The organism is Pseudomonas mucoides (assembly GCF_015461845.1).
GTDB classification, from domain to species: Bacteria; Pseudomonadota; Gammaproteobacteria; order Pseudomonadales; family Pseudomonadaceae; genus Aquipseudomonas; species Aquipseudomonas mucoides.
Window position 1 is genome coordinate 1,113,965 of the sequence record NZ_JACOPW010000001.1, and the last position, 19,446, is coordinate 1,133,410.

The following is a 19,446-nucleotide window of genomic DNA, read 5'->3' on the forward strand; positions in this document are numbered from 1 at the left end:
AGGCCAGTACCAGCAATGGCAGGCCCGCGCCTGCCAGACCGAGTAATAGGCTGGTCAAGTCCATAGCCATAAAGATTCCTGCCGATGAGATAAAGCTTGAAGGTTAACCAAGGCCACCTGACTTGGACAGCTCAGTCTTCAATCAGACCCAGTTCCTGCTGGGCCCGCGTATCCCCTGCTCGCGCGGCCTGACGCAGCAGGTCCTGACCAATGCGCCGATCACGGGCATTGCCGCATTCACGGCACATCAATTGCCCGAGGCGGCTTTGCGCAGCCACCACGCCTTCACGGGCAGGCTGCTTGAGCAAGCGCCCGGCGAAGTGCTTGATGTTGGGGTTATCCCCAAGACGCGGACTGTCCAGCAGCCATTCGGCGACACGCATCGAAAAACGCTTGGGTGGGGTAACACGTGAAGGTGTGGAGGTAGCGGAGATTGATACTGAGCGAAACTTCATAAAGCACTGTGGGACAGATCGGAAGGCGCGCAACTGTACTCTTTTTTTCTTACAGGTAAAGCCTAAAAAAACCCGGCACGCCCGTGCTAGAGCAAGCGCTCGGGACAATCCACAGAAGCTGTGGATAACTCAGTGGACAACCGCCCTTGAACTCGCGCAAAGCCCTGTGGAATGGGGCTCGCAGTCAAACTGACGATTTTTTCACCAGTAAAAAAAAGCGATGTTTTTCATTGACTTAAATTTTCAATACAGGCACCCACTGCGGGTGGGGCCTGGATGACAGTGGGGTTACAGTCTGCGCAACTTATGTGCACAAGTACCTTGGCGGCGGTTATATGGATGCACTTTTTCGGCGCGTTTTTGCATGACCTCTGGGGATAAATCGGCAAAACCCTTGATCCAGGCAGTTCGCGAGCCGATGAATGACAGCCACCACCGGTCGGAATGTGAGCGATTGCGGGGTGCGCTGGCCAGGCTCATCGATCTTTTTTGCTAACACACTTCCATTCTAAAATTCAATCCGTTACTATCCGCGGCGTTAGTACCAAGCTGAAAGTCAATTCTGGTCGAACAAATCCTCGCGGTCAGCCTTCCCTCAAGAGAAGCCTCCACCGACAAAACAGGATCGACCACCTCGATGGTTTCCAGGTAAACCTTGCGCCAACACAGCCTTCGAACAAAGCGAAGGGTGTTGCGAAGCTCACTTACTCTGGCCGAACCAGCCTGCAAATTGATCAGGATCTTCACCCCGGGCCCAGAACCTTTGCCCTTGATGTGTTGCCTGCCCTCCTAAGTACCTACCTGCCAGCCCAAGCGCGCCAATTATCAGCGCTTCAAACTGGCTGCTTTGTTCCAGTCGGGTTCTTCGTTCGACCAATGGTGGTCGTCGTCACTGGAACGTTTAAATTTTGCACGGCTCTTATCCGTGTCGCTTGTAGGAACACCAACACTATGTCTACTCAAATCCACACTCAGGATGCCATTCGCACCCTAACCAACGCTTTTGCTCCAATGAACTGCCTGATCATGGCGGCTCGCAAAGGCTGCTTCAGTTTCACTCTGGTCAACGAACACGGCATCGCTCGTCACAGCGAACGCCTGTACCCCGATCAATACTCCAGCGCAGAGCCGCTGCAGGCCGTGATCGAGCGTACCCGCCAGGCATTGATTGCCTGAGACGCCAGTAAGACTGAAAAACCAAAAGCCCTTGCTCAAAAAGCGGGGCTTTTTATTGCCTGATATTTCCCTTTTCGCTGCAACTCGTTAAGCACAAAGCGATATAACGGTTATAACTCGAAGCTGGAAATATTTTAAAAACAGTCCTTTACAGCGCGAATATGACACTACACTTCAACTCAAGCGGCTTGATCCGCTTCCGGCGAGCCTGATTCGATCCACCGCTGCCAAGGCCCCCTTCAGGTATCGCCGCCCACTTCGTGTTTCGAGGGCTTTATGGGTATCGCTGCCAGCGAACTGTGCCGTTATGTGATTCGTCCGACCTTGATCTACCTGGGACGCCATAGCGCAACTGCCGAATCCTTGCTGCTGGGCATCGCCGCCAGTCAGTCAGCCCTTGGTTCCGCCCTGCATGACCGCCGTGGACACGGCCTGTACCGAATCGCCGAACCCCGCCACCAGGCACTCTGGGATCACTATCTGGCGCTGGACCCGGAACGGGCAAGTCTCGTCCGCGGCCTGGCCAGCCAACATGCGTTTCTCAGTGGGCCGCATCTGGAATTGACCGTTAACCTGCGTTACGCCACCGCCATTGCCTGGCTGCTGGTCGAAGAACAAAACACGCCCCTCCCCGCCGCCGATGATGTGTTGGGCATGGCCCGAATCTGGCGCCAGACCTTTCAGCCTCAAGGACGCCTGCGCGACTTCACTTGCGCCTGGCAAACCTGTGTTTCACCGCTGAATCAGGTCGCCTGCTGACCCATCGGTTTCACAAGTTCGTGCATCCGACCGCGAACCTGGTCGGATTGTCCTACAAAACCGCTCTAACTCAAGCCATACAGCCTATAGCGCTGGGACGAAAATGTTGGTAATTTTCGCCCCGGTGATCACCAGGAGTTCTAATAATGAAAAAAGTAATGCTCAAAACCACCCTTAGCCTCGCCGTTACCCTGGCATCCACCCAGCTCTTTGCAAGTGGCTTTGCCCTTAACGAACAAAGCATCAGCGGGATGGGAACAGGTTTTGCCGGGCGATCTTCTTCTGCCGACGACGCATCCACTATTGTTGGTAACCCTGCCGGTATGTCCCGCATCAAGCGCGAACAAGTGACCGGCGGTGTTGCATTCATCGACGCACACACTGACATCAGCAACGCCAGCTCCAGCCCGAATGGCGGCACCAACAAAGGTGACATGGTCCCTTTCATGGGCGTGCCGATGGGCTACTACGTCAAGCCAATCGATGACCACTGGGCATTCGGTATCGGTGTGTACGCACCGTTCGGTCTGGTAACCGACTACGAAAACGGCTTTGCCGGTCGTTACTTCGGCAGCAAGAGCGAAGTTAAGATCGTCACCCTGCAACCGACTGTCAGCTACGCCTTCAACGACAAGGTGTCCATCGGTTTCGGCCCGACCATCAACCGCATCGACGGCACCCTGGAATCGAACCTGTCGATCACCCAGGCCGCGCCAGACGGCAAGGTCAAGATCAAGGGTGACGACACCGCGCTGGGCTACAACATCGGCGTACTGGTTCAAGCCACCGACAGCACCCGCGTCGGCCTGACCTACCACTCGAAAGTGAAGTACAAGCTCGACGGCGACACCAAGGTCAACTACAACGTGCTGGGCCTGATCGGCCAGAACCCAAGCCAGAAATACGACGCGTCGCTAGACCTGACCACGCCTGAATCGGTGGACTTCTCGGTCACTCACCAGCTCGACGACAAGTGGACTCTTTACGCAGGCAGTACCTGGACTCGCTGGAGCCGCCTGAAAGACATCACCGTCGAAAGCAAAGGTGTTCCGGCCGTACTGAACGGTCAGTTCGGTACCATCACCGAAGAACAGAACTGGCACGACACCTGGGCTCACGCCATCGGCGCGTCTTACCAGTTGAACAAGGAATGGGTACTGCGTACCGGTTTGTCCTTTGACCAGGCGCCGACCAACAACGCCGACCGTTCCCCACGCATCCCGACTGGCGATCGCAAGATTTTCAGCCTGGGCGCTGGCTGGAGCCCGACAGACGACCTGACCATCGACGTGGCGTATTCGTACCTGCACGAAGAGTCGGTCAAGGTCAACAACGTCAACGACCGTGGCCAAACCTACAACGCCAAGTATGAAAACTGGGCGAACGGTTTCGGTGTCGGCGCGACCTACCGCTTCTGATGATTCAAGGCGAGGCTGAACCGCTCGCCTGCTGAATCAAAAAAAGCCCCGCTCTCTTATACAGAGGCGGGGCTTTTTGGTGGGCGCGAATCAGGGTTGGGAAGCCAGGGCTTTCTGCACCGAGGCAATGAACTCGGGATCATCGGGTTTGGTCAGGCTGGAGAAACTGGCGATCACCTGGCCTTTGCGATCGACCACGTATTTGTAGAAATTCCACTTCGGTGCGCTGCTCTGCGCGGCCAGGACCTTGAACAGGTGCGTCGCGTCCTCACCTCGCACTGCTTGCGGTTCGGTCATGGTGAAGGTCACGCCGTAATTCACGTAACAGACCTTGGCCGTCTCGGCGGTGTCCTTGGATTCTTGCTTGAAATCGTTCGACGGAACGCCAATCACCTCCAGCCCCTCTTCCTTGAAACGCTGATTGAGCGCCTCAAGGCTTTTGAACTGCGGGGCGAAACCGCAGTGGCTCGCGGTATTGACCACTACCAGCGGTTTACCTTCGAACCGTTGGCACAGGTCGATCGATTCCTTGGCCCGCAGTTTTTGCAATGAGCCTTGTAACAGTTCAGGGCACTCAGCCTGAGCCAGTCCGGTCATTGCCATCAGCAACGCGGGGACTGCAATCCAGCGCATCAGCATGTCGGTGCATCCTTGAGAAGTCGTCAAAAACGAAGTTACTCGCCCCCGCCGCTCCCTAGCAAGCACCCATGCCCAATTGCATCAGCGCCAGACCGCCCTGATGCCAGCCCCACCATGACAATGCCAGCAGCAAGGCGCAGACAGCGGCTACAGCGATTCGCGGCCAAAGACTGTTCATATCGCACTCATCTGTGTTTGCAGGCGCGCCACCGGCCGCTCACGCACCGGCCAGTTCAGGGCAGCAGCCAACAGGCTCAAGAGAATTGCCACTTGCCAGATCAAGTCATAGCTCCCGGTCCGGTCATACACCACCCCGCCCAGCCAGCCGCCAAGAAACGAACCGAGCTGATGAAACAGGAACACAATCCCGCCGAGCATGGACAGGTTGCGCACACCGAACAGGGTCGCCACGGTGCCGTTGGTCAGCGGTACGGTCGACAGCCATAAGAACCCCATGGCCATACCGAACAGGTAGGCCGTGGTCGTCGTGACCGGGGCCCACAGGAACAGCGCGATCACCACCGCCCGCAACAGGTACAAACCGGTGAGCAAACGCGGTTTGGACATGCGTCCGCCAAGCCATCCGGCGGTGTACGTGCCGAAGATGTTGAACAACCCGATCAGCGCCAGCACCGTGGTGCCGACCGTGGCCGGAAGGTGTTGATCCACCAGATACGCCGGCAAATGCACGCCGATGAATACCACTTGGAAACCGCAGACGAAAAAGCCGAACGCCAACAGCCAGAACCCCGAATGGGAGCAGGCTTCGCGCAGCGCTTCGGAGAGGGTTTGTTCGTGACCGAGCGTCGGCAGCGGTTTGTCCTTGAGCATGCTCACCAGCGGCACGATCAACGCCACCAACAGGCCCAGCACCAGCAACGCGGCGGACCAGCCGAGCCAACCGATCAAGCCCAACGTGCCCGGCAGCATCGCGAACTGGCCGAACGAGCCGGCCGCACTGGCGATGCCCATGCCCATGCTGCGCTTCTCCGGTGGCACCGCACGGCCGACCACTCCGAGGATCACCGAGAACGAAGTGCCGGACAGACCGATGCCGATCAACAGGCCGGCGCTCAACGACAACGTCACGGCGGAATCTGACAGTCCCATGAACGCCAGGCCCAGCGCATACAGCACACCACCGACCAGCACCACTTTCGCCGCGCCGAAGCGATCGGCCAGTGCGCCGGTGAAGGGCTGCGCCAGGCCCCAGATCAGATTCTGCAAGGCGATGGCAAACGCAAAGGTCTCACGCCCCCAGCCGAACTCGGCACTCATCGGCGCCAGAAACAGTCCGAAGCCGTGGCGCACGCCCAACGACAACGCGAGGATCAGCGCACTCCCCACCAACACCCAACCGCACGTACGCCACATCGATGTCATTTCTTATTCTCCGGTAGCGGGTATATACCCGCTTAAGATCGGAAAAACCGGCTTCAGGCCAGTTCGTCCAGCAGTCGCAACAAGGTTTCGCGTTTTTCGGCGCCCAGTCGGTCAATCAACCGTTGTTGAGCCGCTTCCCAGGCCGGCAGGGCCGCTGCCAAGCGCTCGGCACCGGCCTCGGTCAGGCGGACAATGCGATTGCGCATGTCCTCGCCCTCGACCAGCTTCACCAGCCCCTCCCCCTCCAGCACGCGCAAATTGCGTCCGAGGGTGCTGCGGTCCAGGCCCATGGCTTCGGCGAGGGTGGAAATACTCGGTTGATCCAGGCGCTGCAAATTGCACAGCAAAGAATACTGGGCAACGTTGATCCCGAAGCCGTCGAGAGCGCCGTCGTAATGCCTGCTGACGCCACGTGCGGCGCGACGCAGATTGATACATAAACATTGGGAGTCGAGCATGGTGCGTGTATATACCCGCGGTTGTGTTAAATCAAGTTATGGATAGATATAGAAATGGCAGTGCTTGAAAGACCGCTATCGTGAGCAGGCTCGCTCCTACAGCGGAATGCGATCAACTGTAGGAGTGAGCCTGCTTGCGAAGAGGCCAGCACATCCTGCACAAAAGCCATCAGATCAACGCCAATCCTACCAGCACCACCATCTCCAGCAATTCCAGCAATGCCCCGGCCGTGTCCCCCGTCGTCCCGCCCAATCGACGCACCATCACCTGGCGCAACCACACAAAAACCACTGCCGCCAGCACCACCGCCCAAACACCGCTGAGCCCCGCAATCAGCACACACGCCACCGCACTGACCGCCAACACCTGCTGACCCGCCAATCGCGGCAGATGATCCGCCAACGCCTGCCCCAGCCCGCCTGCACGCACATACGGCGTGGTCAGGAACAAGCCCAGCATCGCGCTGCGGCCAATCAACGGAACGATGATCAGGACAATACCGTGCTGCTGCTCGATCAACGCCAACAACGCCGCGAATTTCAGCAACAACACCAACACCAGCGTCACCACGGCAATCGGCCCGCTGCGCGGGTCTTTCATGATCGTCAGCGTGCGTTCCCGATCACCAAAACCACCGAGCCACGCGTCGGCGCTATCGGCCAGACCGTCCAGGTGCAACCCGCCGCTGAGCAAGACCCAAACCGTCAGCAACAACGCCGTATGCAATAACAACGGCGTTCCCAGTAAAAACCCATTCAGCGCCCACAGAATCGCGCCGAACAGCAGCCCCACCAGCGGATAAAACAGCAGCGACCGGCCCAGCTCCTGAGGCGCCGGCATGCCGGGCAGGCGAATCGGCAGACTGCTCAGAAATTGCAGGGCGATCCAGAATGGCAGCATGGTCAAATCGCTTCCTTGAGAATGACACCGGGTTCGACACGCAATGAAAACAACGACCCATGACCGACTTCAACATTGAGCAACTGCTCACGCGGCATCCCCCGCGCTTGAGCCAGCAATAAACGCATGACCCCACCATGGCTGATCAACAGGACCCGCTCGCCCGCGTAAGCAATAACCAGTCGCTCAATGGCCGCCCGTACCCGAACGGAAAAGTCGGCCACCCGCTCGCCGCCCGGCGGCGTAAACGAATAGGGATCAGCCCAGAACAGCCCCAATGCCTCGGCATCGGTGTCCATCAGCGCCGCTGCGCTCTGCCCTTCCCAGGCACCGAAGTGCAGTTCTTGCAGGTCTTTGTCCAACTGCACCGGCAAACCCAGTTGCACACCGAGCTCTTCAGCGAAACGCGCACAACGCTGCAACGGCGAACTGACCAATCGATCCCACGGCCCCTGCTCGATCACCGCCGCGCGCATCTGCGCCCAGCCTTTTTCGGTCAGCGCGTCATCGAGACTGCCACGCAATCCGCCACCGAGCTCGGTCTCGCCATGACGCAACAGGTCCAAGTGCAACGTCATGCCGGACGGTCCGCAACCGCCGCTTCGGCGAAGGTTGCCATCTGCCCGTGAAGGTCGCAGGCCAGACGCAACAACGGCACGGCCAATGCGGCACCGCTGCCCTCGCCCAGTCGTAAACCAAGGTCCAGCAACGGTTCCGCGTTCAGGGTTTCCAGCACATGACGATGACCCGGCTCGGCACCGCGATGGCCGAACAGCAGCCAGGCACGGCATTCAGGATTCAAGCGCACCGCCACCACTGCCGCGACGCTGCAAATAAACCCGTCGACCAGCACCGCCACGCCTTCTTGCGCACACGCCAGATAGGCCCCCACCAGCGCAGCAATTTCAAAACCACCCAGATTGAACAACGTCTGCAACGCGTCCTCGCGCTGAACACCGTGCAGCGCCAACGCGCGCTCGATGACCCGAGCCTTGTGGCTCACACCCGACACATCCAGACCGGTGCCCGGCCCGGCCAGATGCACCACCGGACAATCGAGCAAGGCACAGGCCAATGCACTGGCGGCGGTGGTGTTGCCGATGCCCATTTCGCCACCGATGTACAACTGCGCCCCGACGGCGATGGCACGCTGCACACTGTCGCGACCAGCCTGCAAGGCGAGTTCGCCCTGGGCCGTCGTCATGGCCGGGCCTTTGACGAAATTCGTCGTGCCGGGGCCAACGTTCAAGTGACGCACACCGGGTAGATTCAAGGTCGGGGTCACCGTGCCCAGATCCACCACTTCCAGGGAGGCGCCCAACTGCCGCGCCAACACGCTGATCGCTGCGCCGCCAGTGACGAAGTTGTGCAACATCTGCCCGGTGACTTCCTGAGGAAACGCCGACACGCCTTCAGCCACGACACCATGGTCACCGGCAAAAATCGCGATCCACAGATGGTCCAGGCTCGGCTTGACCTGCCCCTGCAACCCGGCCAATTGCACCGCCACCGATTCCAGTCGACCGAGGGAGCCGGCGGGTTTGGTCAGTTGCTGTTGACGCGCCTGCGCCTGTTCGACGGCTTGCGCATCGATCGGCTTGCACGGGTTCAGCCACCAGGATTGAGTCATAACGCAGTTCCTTTCAGAGTCAGGGGCAGGCCGGCGACGGTCAGGACGACGCGTTGGCAGCGCTCGGCCAGGGCTTGATGCAGCCAACCGGCTTCATCGACGTAGCGGCGAGTCAATTCGCCCAGCGGCACGACACCCATTCCGGTTTCGTTGCTGACAAAAATGATTTCACCCGGCAACGCGGCCAGGCAGTCCAGTAGGGCTTCACGTTCAGCGTTGAGGCGTTCGGTATCGTCGAGCATCAGCAGATTGGTCATCCACAGCGTCAGGCAATCCACCAGCAGGCAACGATTGGCACTGGCGGTTGCGCGCAGGACGCGGGCGAGCTCAATCGGTTCTTCGATCAATCCCCACTCGACGGGACGACGGGCGCGATGATGGGCGACGCGGTCGTTCATTTCGCCGTCCAGCGGTTGGCTGGTGGCGATGTAGGTCACGGCCAGCTGGCTGTCGGTGGCGAGTTTTTCGGCGAGTCGACTTTTGCCGGAGCGGGCGCCGCCGAGGATCAGTTGGAGCATGGTTCATTACCTTTTAATTGTCGGCGTGGCGACTGCCTCATCGTGGGCAAGCCCGCTCCCACAAGGATCGGGACTGTTCACAGTCTTGGGCACAAATACGGCCCCTGTGGGAGTGGGCTTGCCCGCGATGGCGGCCTCTAAGCCACCTCAAATCCCGCAGAGTTGACGCAGCAGCCCGGTATCCAGATGTTTCTCCACCAGATCCGCCAACCGTTCGATATCCCGCTCGCGCAATGCGTGGTAATCGACCTCCTGCACATTCTGCAACCCCGCCCAGCGCAGCAACGCACTGCACGCCGACGGCGATTCAAACAAGCCATGCAGGTACGTGCCGAAAATCTGCCCATCCACACTTTGCGCGCCATCGCAGCGACCATCGTCCAACTGCACAGCGGCGTTTTCCAACGCCGGCCCGGTGGTCACGCCGGCATGAATTTCGTAGCCGCTGACAGCCGCATCTTCCAATGCCAGACGACCGCGCACATTGCGCAGTTGCTTCTCTTCTTCGAGCTGCGTTTCAAACGCCAGCAACCCCAGACCAGCGCTTGAGCCCGGTGCGCCTTCCAGGCCCAGCGGGTCGTGTACGTGCTCGCCGAGCATTTGCAAACCACCGCAAATCCCGAGGACTTTGCCGCCGTAGCGCAGATGACGACTGATCGCCGAATCCCAGCCATTGGCCCGCAAATACGCGAGGTCGCTGCGTACGCTCTTCGAGCCGGGCAGGATGATCAGGTCGGCCGGCGGGATCGCCTGGCCGGGACCGATGAACTGCAGATCGACTTGCGGATGCAAACGCAGCGGATCGAAATCGGTGTGGTTGCTGATGCGCGGAAGCACCGGCACCACGACTTTCAGTACCTGGTCGGCCTTGTCAGTCTGGCGCTGATCGATGCCATCCTCAGCCTCAAGATGCAGATCCATCACATACGGCAGGACACCGATCACCGGTTTGCCGGTGCGCTCTTCGAGCCAGTCGAGACCGGGTTGAAGCAAGGCGATATCGCCGCGAAAACGATTGATGATGAAGCCCTTGATCCGCGCCTGCTCCGTCGGCGACAGCAACTCCAGCGTGCCCACCAGATGCGCGAACACCCCGCCGCGATTGATGTCGGCGATCAATACCACCGGGCAATCCACCGCTTCGGCAAAGCCCATGTTGGCGATATCGCCGGCCCGCAGATTGATCTCGGCGGGTGAGCCCGCGCCTTCGACCATCACCACCGGATACGCCGCGCTCAAGCGTTCGTGAGAGGCCAGCACCGCTTGCATGGCGATGGTTTTGTAGTCGTGATAGGCAACCGCGTTCATGGTCGTGACCGCGCGCCCGTGAATGATCACTTGGGCGCCGGTGTCGCTGTTGGGTTTGAGCAGCACCGGGTTCATGTCGGTGTGCGGTTCAAGGTTGGCGGCCTGGGCCTGCACGGCTTGCGCACGACCGATCTCACCACCATCGGCCGTCACCGCGCTGTTGAGCGCCATGTTCTGCGGTTTGAACGGCACGACGTTTACGCCCTGGCGCACCACCCAGCGACACAGCGCCGTCACCAGCGTGCTTTTGCCGGCATCGGACGTGGTGCCCTGCACCATTAACGTGGTCATTGGGCTTCCTTGGCATTGGCTTCAAAGGCTTGCGCCAGGCGAGTCCAGTCCGCTTCGTCAGCGGGCAGACCCAAACGCAGGCTGCTGTTGTGTGGGAACAAGCGCAACAAGATGCCCTGACGGGCCATGAACTCATGCAACTGCTCGGCTTGATCGGTGATCAACCACTGGAACAAGGCACATCCGCCCTGCGGCTTGAACCCGAACTGCTCCAGCAGCCGCGCCAGACGTTCGCTGGCCTCTTCACTGCGCTGACGTTGGCGGACGTGACCTTCGGTGTCCAGCAGGCAGGTCCGACCAATCACTCGGGTCGGCCCACTGACCGCCCACGGCCCGACTTGCTCGGCGAGCAGTTTGAGCAGCTTGCGCTCCGCCAGCACGAAACCCAGCCGTACGCCGGCCAGACCAAAAAACTTGCCGAACGAACGCAACACAATCAAGCCGACCAGATGGGTAAACGGCGCCACACTCAACTGCGGCGTGTTGTCCATGAACGCCTCGTCCACCACCAGCCAGCCGCCACGCGAGGCCAGGCGAGTGTGCCAGTCGAGCAGCCGACTCGGGGTCAGGCTCAGGCCGGTCGGGTTGTTCGGGTTGACCACCACCAGCACGTCGAGGCTGTCGATAAAGAAGTCGACTTCCTGCTCCAGCACTTCACGCACGATATAGCCGCAGCGCCGCCAGGCTTCGGCGTGCTCGGCATAACACGGCGACAGCACGCCGACCTTGCCGGCACGGCGCAAACGCGGCAGCAACTGGATGGCCATTTGCGAACCGGCCACCGGCAGCACTTGTGCAGCGCTGTAATAGTCGCAGGCCACCTGCTCCAGGCCGTCATCGGTTTCCGGCAAGCGTGCCCAGGCGCGCAGCGGGATGTCCGGGACCGGAAATGGCCAGGGCGCCAGGCCGCTGGACAGGTCGAGCCAATCGGCTTCTGCAATGCCGTATTCGAGCGCCGCCTTGCGCAACCGGCCACCGTGCTCAAGCATAGAATTCAGCCCCCACGCAGAGAATCAGCAACCATAACCATACCCCGCGCTGGACCAATTGCCAGCCGCGATCAATGGAGTCGGCATCCGCCGGCACACCTTCGCCCAGTTGCGGACGCTGATGCAGCTCGCCGTGATAAATCGCCGCCCCGCCCAACTCGACGCCTAATGCACCGGCGCCTGCCGCCATCACCGGGCCGGCATTCGGGCTGTCCCAGGTCGGGCCTTGGGTCCGCCAGCATTTCAACGCCAGCCGGGTTTTCCCCAACAGCGCGTAAGTCAACGCCACCAGCCGTGCAGGAATGTAATTGAGGACGTCGTCGATCTTCGCCGCGGCCCAGCCGAAGCGTTCGAAGCGTTCGTTGCGATAACCCCACATCGCATCCAACGTGTTGCTCAATCGGTAGAGCACCACGCCGGGCGCGCCGGCCACGGCAAACCAGAACAGTGCGGCGAACACGGCATCGCTGCCGTTCTCCAGCACCGACTCGGTGGCCGCGCGGGCGACTTCGGTTTTATCCAGTTCGCTGGTCTGGCGACTGACCAGATAACCGACACGCTTGCGCGCCTCGTCCAGGTCATCACTGCGCAGCGCCTTGGCCACCGGCTCGATGTGTTCGCCGAGGCTGCGCATGCCGAGGGCGCAGTACAGCGCGAGGATCTCGACAACCCAACCGACATAAGGCGCCCAGGACAATGCCGTGGCGAGCAAGGTCAGCGGCACCACCGCCATCACCCACGCGGTGACGCCATGGCTGCGCCAGCCGCGACCTTCCCCATTGAAACGTTGCTCGATGCGCTCGGCAAAACGACCGAACGCCACCAGCGGATGCCAGCGTTTGGGTTCACCCAGCAGCGCGTCCAGCGCCACGGCGGCGACACTCAATAACGCCACACTCATTGACTCACTCCCCAATAATTTTCGTACAGCAACTCACTGAGTGGACGCGCTTGCGCCCAGCCTTCGAGTACCAGCATCGGCGCCGGATAGAATTCCTTGACCGGGCCCAGGCAAAGTACCGCCAACGGTTTGGCCCCGGCCGGCAAACCCAGCAGGTCCGCCAGCGCTTGCGGCTCGAACAGCGACACCCAGCCCATGCCCAGACCTTCGGCGCGGGAGGCCAGCCAGAGGTTCTGGATCGCGCAGGACAACGAGGCCATGTCCATCTCCGGCAAAGTGCGACGGCCGAAGATGTGACGCTCGCGATCATCCATCAGCGCGGCGACCAGCACCTCGGCGCAGTCGTTGATGCCTTCGACCTTGAGCTTCATGAATTCGTCGGTGCGCTCGCCGAGGGCTTCGGCGGTGCGGATGCGTTCCTCTTCCACCAGCGACTGGATCTTGCCGCGCAGGGCTCGGTCGCTGATGCGAATGAAACGCCAGGGCTGCATCAGGCCGACGCTAGGCGCCTGGTGCGCGGCTTCGAGCAGGCGTCGCAACAGCTCGGGCTCGACCGTGTCGCCGCTGAAGTGACGCATGTCGCGGCGCTCGCCGATGGCGCGGTAGACCGCTGCGCGTTCGGCTTCGGAGAATGCGTTGTCAGTCATGGCCTCTTCGCGAGCAAGCTCGCTCCCACAGGGTTGAGGTAATCCAATGCAGGAGTGGGCCTGCTCGCGATGGCGTCCTGATGATCAGGCACGAACAGCGCGGCAACCGCCGATGGATTGGACGGAAAATAAAAGTGCACATAAGAAGCCGTCATCCGCCCCTCACGATAAACCGCCTCCGCCCCGCGCCCGCCATTCGGGCTCAGGCCACGCGCAATCGGCTCGAGCTCGGTACTGGTCAGCGAATGGTGATACGTATGGCCACGCAACGAACCTTCCGGCAATTCCACTGCTTGCAACGCCAACGCGGCCAGACGCTTTTGCATCACCGCATCGCCCTTCAGCAAGCCCACCAGTTCGGCACGAGTGCCGTCGACATCGGTCAGCGAGTCGAGCAAATACAACATGCCGCCACACTCGGCCAACAGCGGTTTACCGGCCGCATGATGCGCGCGGATCGCGTCGAGCATCGGGGTGTTCTGCGACAGTGCAACATGGTGCAACTCCGGATAACCGCCCGGCAGATACAGGCTGTCCGCCTCGGGTAATTGGCGGTCACGAATCGGCGAGAAAAACCGCAACTCGGCGCCCATGGCTCGCAGTAAATCCAGGCTCGCGCCGTAGGTGAACGCAAACGCTTCATCACGGGCCACGGCAATTCGTACACCCGCGAGCAACGGCTCGGCAGGGATCACATCCGGGGCGGCAAATTCCACCGCAGGTGGTAGCGCCACCTCGCAACTGTTGGCCAACGCATCGGCCGCCGCATCCAGGCGCAGATCGAGGTCATTCAGCTCACTGGCCTGAACCAGGCCCAGATGACGGCTCGGCAATTCGATCCCGGTTTCCCGCGACAACGCGCCGTACCAGCGCAAGCCTTCGGTGAGGCTGCCTTCAAGCAGTTGCGCATGACGCAACGTGCCGACGCGATTGGCCAACACGCCGGCAAACGGCAAGTCCGGCTGATACTTCGCCAGGCCCAATGCCAACGCACCAAAGGTCTGCGCCATGGCGGTGCCGTCGATCACCGCGAGCACCGGCACACCAAAGTGCCGCGCCAGGTCGGCGCTGGACGGCGTGCCGTCGAACAAGCCCATGACGCCTTCGATGAGGATCAAGTCGGCTTCAGCGGCGGCTTCCCACAACAGTCGACGACTTTCCTGCTCGCCGACCATCCACATGTCCAGTTGATACACCGGCGCACCGCTGGCGCGTTCGAGAATCATCGGGTCGAGAAAGTCCGGGCCGCATTTGAATACGCGCACCTTGCGCCCCTGATTGCGATGCAAACGGGCCAGCGCGGCGGTGACGGTGGTCTTGCCCTGACCGGAGGCCGGCGCGGCAATCAGTACCGCCGGGCAATGACGAGGTTGACTCACAGCTCGACGCCTTTTTGCGCTTTGATCCCGGCCTGGAACGCGTGCTTGATCACACCCATTTCGGTGACGGTGTCGGCGAGCTCGATCATTTCCGGTTTGGCGCCACGACCGGTCACCACCACGTGCTGCATCGGCGGACGTGCCTGCAAATCGCTGAGCACTTGATCGAGGTCGAGGTAGCCGTGTTTGAGCGCAATGTTCAGTTCATCCAGCACCACCAGGCCGATGGACGGATCGCCGAGCAATTCACGGGACACCGCCCAAGCGGCTTCGGCGGCGGCAATGTCACGCTGGCGGTCCTGGGTTTCCCAGGTGAAGCCCTCGCCCATGACATGGAAGCGCACTTGCTCCGGGAAGCGACGGAAGAACAGCTCTTCGCCGGTGCTGTTACGGCCCTTGATGAACTGCACCACACCGCACTGCATGCCGTGGCCCATGGAGCGGGCGAGCATGCCGAACGCCGAACTGCTTTTGCCTTTGCCGTTGCCAGTCAGCACCAGCAGCAAGCCGCACTCGTTCGGGGAATTGGCAATGCGTTCGTCGATCACGGCTTTTTTGCGCTGCATGCGCGCCAAATGGCGTTCGTCACGATCTGGGGTATCGGTCATGGGGGAGCTCTCCGTTGAGGCTGGATAACGGCGGGCAGGCACAAGAATAGACGGCAAGAAGCCTGGCATCGCCCACCGTGATGCCGCTGGATGAATCAGGCCGGTCTCCGGGCTCATGAGCGGCTTTGGCCGGACTGCGCGCCTTCCCATGTCGACAACAGACACAGTGGCTCAAGGCGCAGTCTTCACTCATTTACCGTTGCGGGGGCAGCGCCGGGATCGTGACGCTTCGTCGCTTGACGATAGTCACTCACCGGCTTCCCTGTTTCACTCTGTCGGCCACTGCCACAGAGCACCTGAAACAAGCCGCGAAGGTTAGAGGGTTGGGGGTGGAGCGTCAAATGAAGACAAAGCCCCGGCGAGCGATATACTGCCGCCGCTCAATTTACTGACGCCAATCTTGCACCACACGGTCAGCAGTGATATCAAAGAGCCACAAACCCAACAACACAATTACAAGGGTGAGCAACATGCAAGGCATGATTATCAGCAATCCGAAGCTGGAATTCCTGCGACCGGTGCTGGAACGCTGGTTTGACTGTATCGACCGCTACAACTCGGTTCGCGGCGATAACGAAGCGCCTTACTGGCATGACGAAAAGGCTAACCTTGGCCTGCTCAATGCCGCTGCGTGGATGGCGGAAATGGTCACTCTGCAAAATACAACGACGCGTAAACAGAACGAAGAAGGCGAGCGCAATGCCCGTGCCGATCTGTTTATTGCGACTGCTGAAGAGCGCGCCTACTTTCAGGCCACTCAACGCTGGCCCAAGGTCAACAGCCTGAACCTGACCCAGGCGCTGCAAGACATCACCAGCGATGCCAAACGCATCAGCTACGCCAGCGACCTGAAACTCGGCTGCCTGTTCGTGGCTCCGCAAAAAGCCCAGCAGAGCGCGACCCCAGAAGAACTTCAGGACATGGTCGACGACCTGCAAAAGGAACACTGCTGCGCCGTGGCCTGGTACTTCCCTTACGCCTACCGCAAATTGCGCAATGAAGCCGGCAACTATCACCCCGGCATTGCGGTGCTGCTCAAGGAAGCTCGCGGCTGACCGGTTGAACCATCGCTCTGTTTATCTTCTCTATGAATTAAGACACTGCATTCATAGGGAAGACCAGCATGCGCAAACCCCCGCTCGTTCTCGTCATCGTGCTCGCCGGAGGGCTTGCCGCCTGTGGTGATACCTCCAGCCTGCAAGTCTCCGACGGCACCGGCCCGTCACCCAAATTGCCCGAACCGAATAAAACCCTGATCCCGACGGTGAACATCGCCCCGGCGGTCGGCTGGCCGGCCGGCGCGAAACCCACCGCTGCCGCAGGCACCCAAGTGGCGGCCTTCGCTGAAGACCTCGATCACCCGCGCTGGCTCTACGTGCTGCCCAACGGTGACGTGCTGGTGGCCGAAACCAACGCGCCAGCCAAACCCGATGACGGCAAAGGGATTCGTGGCTGGGTCATGAAGAAAACCATGGGCCGCGCCGGCGCCGCCGTCCCCAGCCCGAATCGCATCACGCTGCTGCGAGACAAGGACCATGACGGCATCGCCGAAACCCGCACGGTGTTCCTGGAAAATCTCAATTCACCATTCGGCATGACGCTGGTCGGCAGTGACCTGTACGTGGCCGACACCGACCGCTTGTTGCGCTTTCACTATGAAAGCGGTGACACCGCGATCAAGTCGCCGCCGATCAAGGTGGTCGATCTGCCGGGGGGCACGCTGAATCATCACTGGACCAAAAACGTCATCGCCAGCAAGGACGGCAGCAAGCTGTACGTCACGGTGGGCTCAAACAGCAACGTCGGTGAAAACGGCCTAGACAAGGAAGAAGGCCGCGCGGCGATCTGGGAAGTGGACCGCGCCACCGGTAATCACCGGATATTCGCCTCAGGCATTCGCAACCCCAACGGCCTGGCTTGGGAGCCTCGCAGCGGCGCGCTGTGGACCGCAGTCAACGAGCGGGACGAGATCGGCAGCGACCTGGTGCCGGACTACATTACTTCGGTCAAGGATGGCGCGTTCTACGGCTGGCCATTCAGCTATTACGGCCAGCACGTCGACATTCGCGTCGAACCGCAAAACCCGGACCTGGTGGCCAAGGCCATTGCACCGGACTACGCGGTCGGCCCGCACACCGCCTCGCTGGGCCTGACGTTCGCTGAAGGCAACACCTTGCCCGCGCAATTCAAGGAAGGCGCCTTCATTGGCCAGCACGGCTCGTGGAATCGCAATCCGCATAGTGGCTATAAGGTGATTTTCGTGCCGTTCTCGGGTGGCAAACCGACCGGGCAACCGGTGGATGTGCTGACGGGATTCCTCAATAAGGACGAGGACGCCATGGGCCGTCCAGTGGGCGTGGTGATTGATCAGCAGGGAGGCTTGCTGGTGGCGGATGATGTAGGGAACAAGGTGTGGCGCGTGTCTGCAACCCAATAACCGCAACCCCCAATCCCCCGCAGGAGCGAGCCTGCTCGCGATAGCGTTGGATCTGTCACGCTGATGTTGGCTGACTCACCGCTATCGCGAGCAGGTACAGCGGTGTGTCAGGGGTTACGCGCCAGGTGCTCAGGCTGCAGAACGCGCTTGGCGCTCAGGTACGCCTTCTGCCAATAAGCCTTGGACAGACTGTCGAGCTTCACCGTGCCGCCCGTGGCTGGGGCATGAACGAAGCGCCCTTCGCCGACGTAAATCCCGGCATGGCTGACCTGAGAGCCGCCATTGGTGGCGAAGAAAATCAGGTCACCGGTTTGCAAACCTTCCTTGCCCACGTTGGCCGCTTGCATGCTGATCATTTCGCGCGTGGTGCGCGGCAGGGAAATGCCGGCGGCATCCCGATAAACGTAACCGATCAGCCCACTGCAATCGAACCCCGAATCGGGGGTATTGCCGCCCCAGCGGTAAGGTGTGCCCACGAGCCCCAACGCACGGAACAATACCTCTTCCGCTTCGGGCGAGAATGCTTGAGAAGAACCAAAGACGATGGGCGCGCGAACCACCGGCGCAGGAGGCGGTGTGCGGCTGGCGCAGGCACTGAGCAGCGCTGCGAAGAACATGAGTGCGAGGCGGGCCGACATCGTCATAAGCAGAACATCCTGATCTGGCTGCGGCTTTTTCTGCCAGGAAGACAGAAAAGAAAACCGCCTGCGTTGGACGCAGGCGGTTTGCCATCAATATTAGATCTGGATTCTAGCGGCTATGCGGCAAAGTTCAAGTAAGACTTTAACTTCACCTTACAAGTTGTAGGTTTACTTGCGAGCGGTGACCACAGTCGGGGCCATTGCAAGAGCGCGCTTGGCCTCGATGAAGGTTTTGCTCCAGTAGCTGTCGCCCAGGCTATCGACCCGGACACCACCGCTTTTGCGGCTGCTGGAGTGGATGAACTGGTTGTCACCCAGGTAGATCCCGGCGTGACTGACGCGACCACGACGACCGTTGGTGGCGAAGAACAGCAGGTCGCCCGGCTTCAGCGCGCTGCGAGCTACCAGAGGTGCGTCCACGTTGATCATTTCGCGAGTGGAACGTGGCAGGTTCATGCCCGCCTCTTCACGGAACAGATAACCGATGAAGCCGCTGCAATCGAAACCGGCTTCAGAGGTACCGCCGAAACGGTAACGGGTACCGATCAGGGACATGCCACGTTCGAGGATGCTGTCGGCCAGAACCGGAAGCTGGTACGACTTGCCGTCGGCGAAGTCAGCCAGTTCTTTATCGGTGGCCAGCTCTTCCTGGAAAAGAACGGAAGAGGATTGCGCGGTAACTGAATTTTTAACCTGCTGTTGTTGCTCTTGCTGGGACACTGGAGAGTGAGCAGCGCAACCGAACAACAGGGTGACGAGTGCGAGAGGCACGAGGGGTGCGAAGCGCTTTAGCATGGGCACGACCGTGGCTGATAGTTGTAAAGAAGTCGAGACTATGCCCGCTATCATCCTCATTTGCAAATTCAATCGAACTTTATGTGACTTATCGGTTTCTCGTTAACATCTAA

At 60.4% G+C, this 19,446-nt stretch carries 22 protein-coding genes and 1 riboswitch; of the genes, 5 read left to right on the forward strand and 17 right to left on the reverse strand.

Features of this window, described 5'->3' with window-relative positions; genetic code table 11:
* Positions 1-131: 131 nt before the first annotated feature.
* On the reverse strand, positions 132-455 hold the full coding sequence (locus H8F22_RS05245) for an SEL1-like repeat protein (protein WP_081743915.1): 324 nt from the start codon (positions 453-455) through the stop codon (positions 132-134).
* Between the two features lie 951 nt (positions 456-1,406).
* Here H8F22_RS05245 and H8F22_RS05250 point away from each other — a divergent pair.
* From H8F22_RS05250 to H8F22_RS05260, 3 genes are all read left to right on the forward strand, one after another.
* Positions 1,407-1,631, forward strand: a complete 225-nt coding sequence (locus H8F22_RS05250; RefSeq protein ID WP_019407963.1) for a hypothetical protein — start codon at positions 1,407-1,409, stop codon at positions 1,629-1,631.
* 276 nt (positions 1,632-1,907) lie between these two features.
* Positions 1,908-2,390 (forward strand): hypothetical protein, encoded by a 483-nt coding sequence (locus tag H8F22_RS05255; RefSeq protein ID WP_027922453.1) that lies wholly within the window; start codon positions 1,908-1,910, stop codon positions 2,388-2,390.
* Positions 2,391-2,536: 146 nt separating this feature from the next.
* Positions 2,537-3,808: an OmpP1/FadL family transporter gene (locus H8F22_RS05260; protein ID WP_027922452.1), complete on the forward strand. Its 1,272-nt coding sequence runs from the start codon at positions 2,537-2,539 to the stop codon at positions 3,806-3,808.
* Positions 3,809-3,898: 90 nt separating this feature from the next.
* Here the strand turns inward: H8F22_RS05260 and H8F22_RS05265 are convergent, their stop codons facing one another.
* The 14 genes from H8F22_RS05265 to cobO all read right to left on the reverse strand — a co-directional run bounded on the left by H8F22_RS05265 (position 3,899) and on the right by cobO (position 15,460).
* Complete coding sequence (locus H8F22_RS05265; protein WP_027922451.1) at positions 3,899-4,447, reverse strand: glutathione peroxidase; 549 nt, start codon at positions 4,445-4,447, stop codon at positions 3,899-3,901.
* 55 nt (positions 4,448-4,502) lie between these two features.
* On the reverse strand, positions 4,503-4,625 hold the full coding sequence (locus H8F22_RS32860; protein WP_007977581.1) for a hypothetical protein: 123 nt from the start codon (positions 4,623-4,625) through the stop codon (positions 4,503-4,505).
* Complete coding sequence (locus H8F22_RS05270) at positions 4,622-5,830, reverse strand: MFS transporter (RefSeq protein WP_027922450.1); 1,209 nt, start codon at positions 5,828-5,830, stop codon at positions 4,622-4,624. Before H8F22_RS05270 ends, H8F22_RS32860 begins: the two co-directional genes overlap by 4 nt.
* Positions 5,831-5,883: 53 nt before the next feature.
* Positions 5,884-6,288 carry a MarR family winged helix-turn-helix transcriptional regulator gene (locus H8F22_RS05275; protein WP_027922449.1) on the reverse strand — a complete coding sequence of 135 codons (405 nt, stop codon included), beginning with the start codon at positions 6,286-6,288 and terminating at the stop codon, positions 5,884-5,886.
* 169 nt (positions 6,289-6,457) lie between these two features.
* Complete coding sequence (locus tag H8F22_RS05280; protein ID WP_059181354.1) at positions 6,458-7,189, reverse strand: adenosylcobinamide-GDP ribazoletransferase; 732 nt, start codon at positions 7,187-7,189, stop codon at positions 6,458-6,460.
* Positions 7,190-7,191: 2 nt separating this feature from the next.
* Positions 7,192-7,767 (reverse strand): alpha-ribazole phosphatase family protein, encoded by a 576-nt coding sequence (cobC, locus tag H8F22_RS05285; protein WP_027922447.1) that lies wholly within the window; start codon positions 7,765-7,767, stop codon positions 7,192-7,194.
* Positions 7,764-8,819 carry a nicotinate-nucleotide--dimethylbenzimidazole phosphoribosyltransferase gene (gene cobT, locus H8F22_RS05290; RefSeq protein WP_027922446.1) on the reverse strand — a complete coding sequence of 352 codons (1,056 nt, stop codon included), beginning with the start codon at positions 8,817-8,819 and terminating at the stop codon, positions 7,764-7,766. The genes cobC and cobT overlap by 4 nt, the downstream gene beginning before the upstream one ends.
* Positions 8,816-9,337, reverse strand: a complete 522-nt coding sequence (cobU, locus tag H8F22_RS05295) for a bifunctional adenosylcobinamide kinase/adenosylcobinamide-phosphate guanylyltransferase (RefSeq protein WP_027922445.1) — start codon at positions 9,335-9,337, stop codon at positions 8,816-8,818. Before cobU ends, cobT begins: the two co-directional genes overlap by 4 nt.
* 147 nt (positions 9,338-9,484) lie before the next feature.
* A complete protein-coding gene (locus tag H8F22_RS05300; protein ID WP_194939816.1) occupies positions 9,485-10,936 on the reverse strand; it encodes a cobyric acid synthase in 1,452 nt (483 codons plus the stop codon).
* Positions 10,933-11,925 (reverse strand): threonine-phosphate decarboxylase CobD, encoded by a 993-nt coding sequence (gene cobD / locus H8F22_RS05305; protein ID WP_194939817.1) that lies wholly within the window; start codon positions 11,923-11,925, stop codon positions 10,933-10,935. Before cobD ends, H8F22_RS05300 begins: the two co-directional genes overlap by 4 nt.
* Positions 11,918-12,826 (reverse strand): adenosylcobinamide-phosphate synthase CbiB, encoded by a 909-nt coding sequence (gene cbiB, locus H8F22_RS05310; RefSeq protein ID WP_027922442.1) that lies wholly within the window; start codon positions 12,824-12,826, stop codon positions 11,918-11,920. Before cbiB ends, cobD begins: the two co-directional genes overlap by 8 nt.
* Entirely contained in the window at positions 12,823-13,473 is a 651-nt protein-coding gene (gene bluB / locus H8F22_RS05315) for a 5,6-dimethylbenzimidazole synthase (RefSeq protein WP_194939818.1), read from the reverse strand. Before bluB ends, cbiB begins: the two co-directional genes overlap by 4 nt.
* On the reverse strand, positions 13,470-14,852 hold the full coding sequence (locus H8F22_RS05320; protein WP_194939819.1) for a cobyrinate a,c-diamide synthase: 1,383 nt from the start codon (positions 14,850-14,852) through the stop codon (positions 13,470-13,472). The genes bluB and H8F22_RS05320 overlap by 4 nt, the downstream gene beginning before the upstream one ends.
* A complete protein-coding gene (cobO, locus tag H8F22_RS05325; protein WP_194939820.1) occupies positions 14,849-15,460 on the reverse strand; it encodes a cob(I)yrinic acid a,c-diamide adenosyltransferase in 612 nt (203 codons plus the stop codon). The genes H8F22_RS05320 and cobO overlap by 4 nt, the downstream gene beginning before the upstream one ends.
* An 81-nt stretch (positions 15,461-15,541) precedes the next feature.
* A riboswitch (cobalamin riboswitch) is annotated at positions 15,542-15,775 on the reverse strand.
* A gap of 155 nt (positions 15,776-15,930) precedes the next feature.
* On the opposite strand from cobO, the gene H8F22_RS05330 reads away from it, so the two are divergent.
* Both H8F22_RS05330 and H8F22_RS05335 read left to right on the forward strand, forming a co-directional pair.
* The gene (locus H8F22_RS05330) at positions 15,931-16,515 is read left to right on the forward strand and encodes a hypothetical protein (protein ID WP_027922438.1); all 585 of its coding nucleotides are present in this window, start codon (positions 15,931-15,933) and stop codon (positions 16,513-16,515) included.
* A 68-nt stretch (positions 16,516-16,583) separates the two neighbouring features.
* Positions 16,584-17,897 (forward strand): PQQ-dependent sugar dehydrogenase, encoded by a 1,314-nt coding sequence (locus H8F22_RS05335; protein ID WP_194939821.1) that lies wholly within the window; start codon positions 16,584-16,586, stop codon positions 17,895-17,897.
* Positions 17,898-18,004: 107 nt separating this feature from the next.
* Here H8F22_RS05335 and H8F22_RS05340 read toward each other — a convergent pair whose 3' ends face one another.
* On the reverse strand, positions 18,005-18,541 hold the full coding sequence (locus H8F22_RS05340) for a C40 family peptidase (RefSeq protein WP_027922436.1): 537 nt from the start codon (positions 18,539-18,541) through the stop codon (positions 18,005-18,007).
* Positions 18,542-18,706: 165 nt separating this feature from the next.
* Positions 18,707-19,333 carry a C40 family peptidase gene (locus H8F22_RS05345; protein ID WP_027922435.1) on the reverse strand — a complete coding sequence of 209 codons (627 nt, stop codon included), beginning with the start codon at positions 19,331-19,333 and terminating at the stop codon, positions 18,707-18,709.
* Positions 19,334-19,446 lie beyond the last annotated feature (113 nt).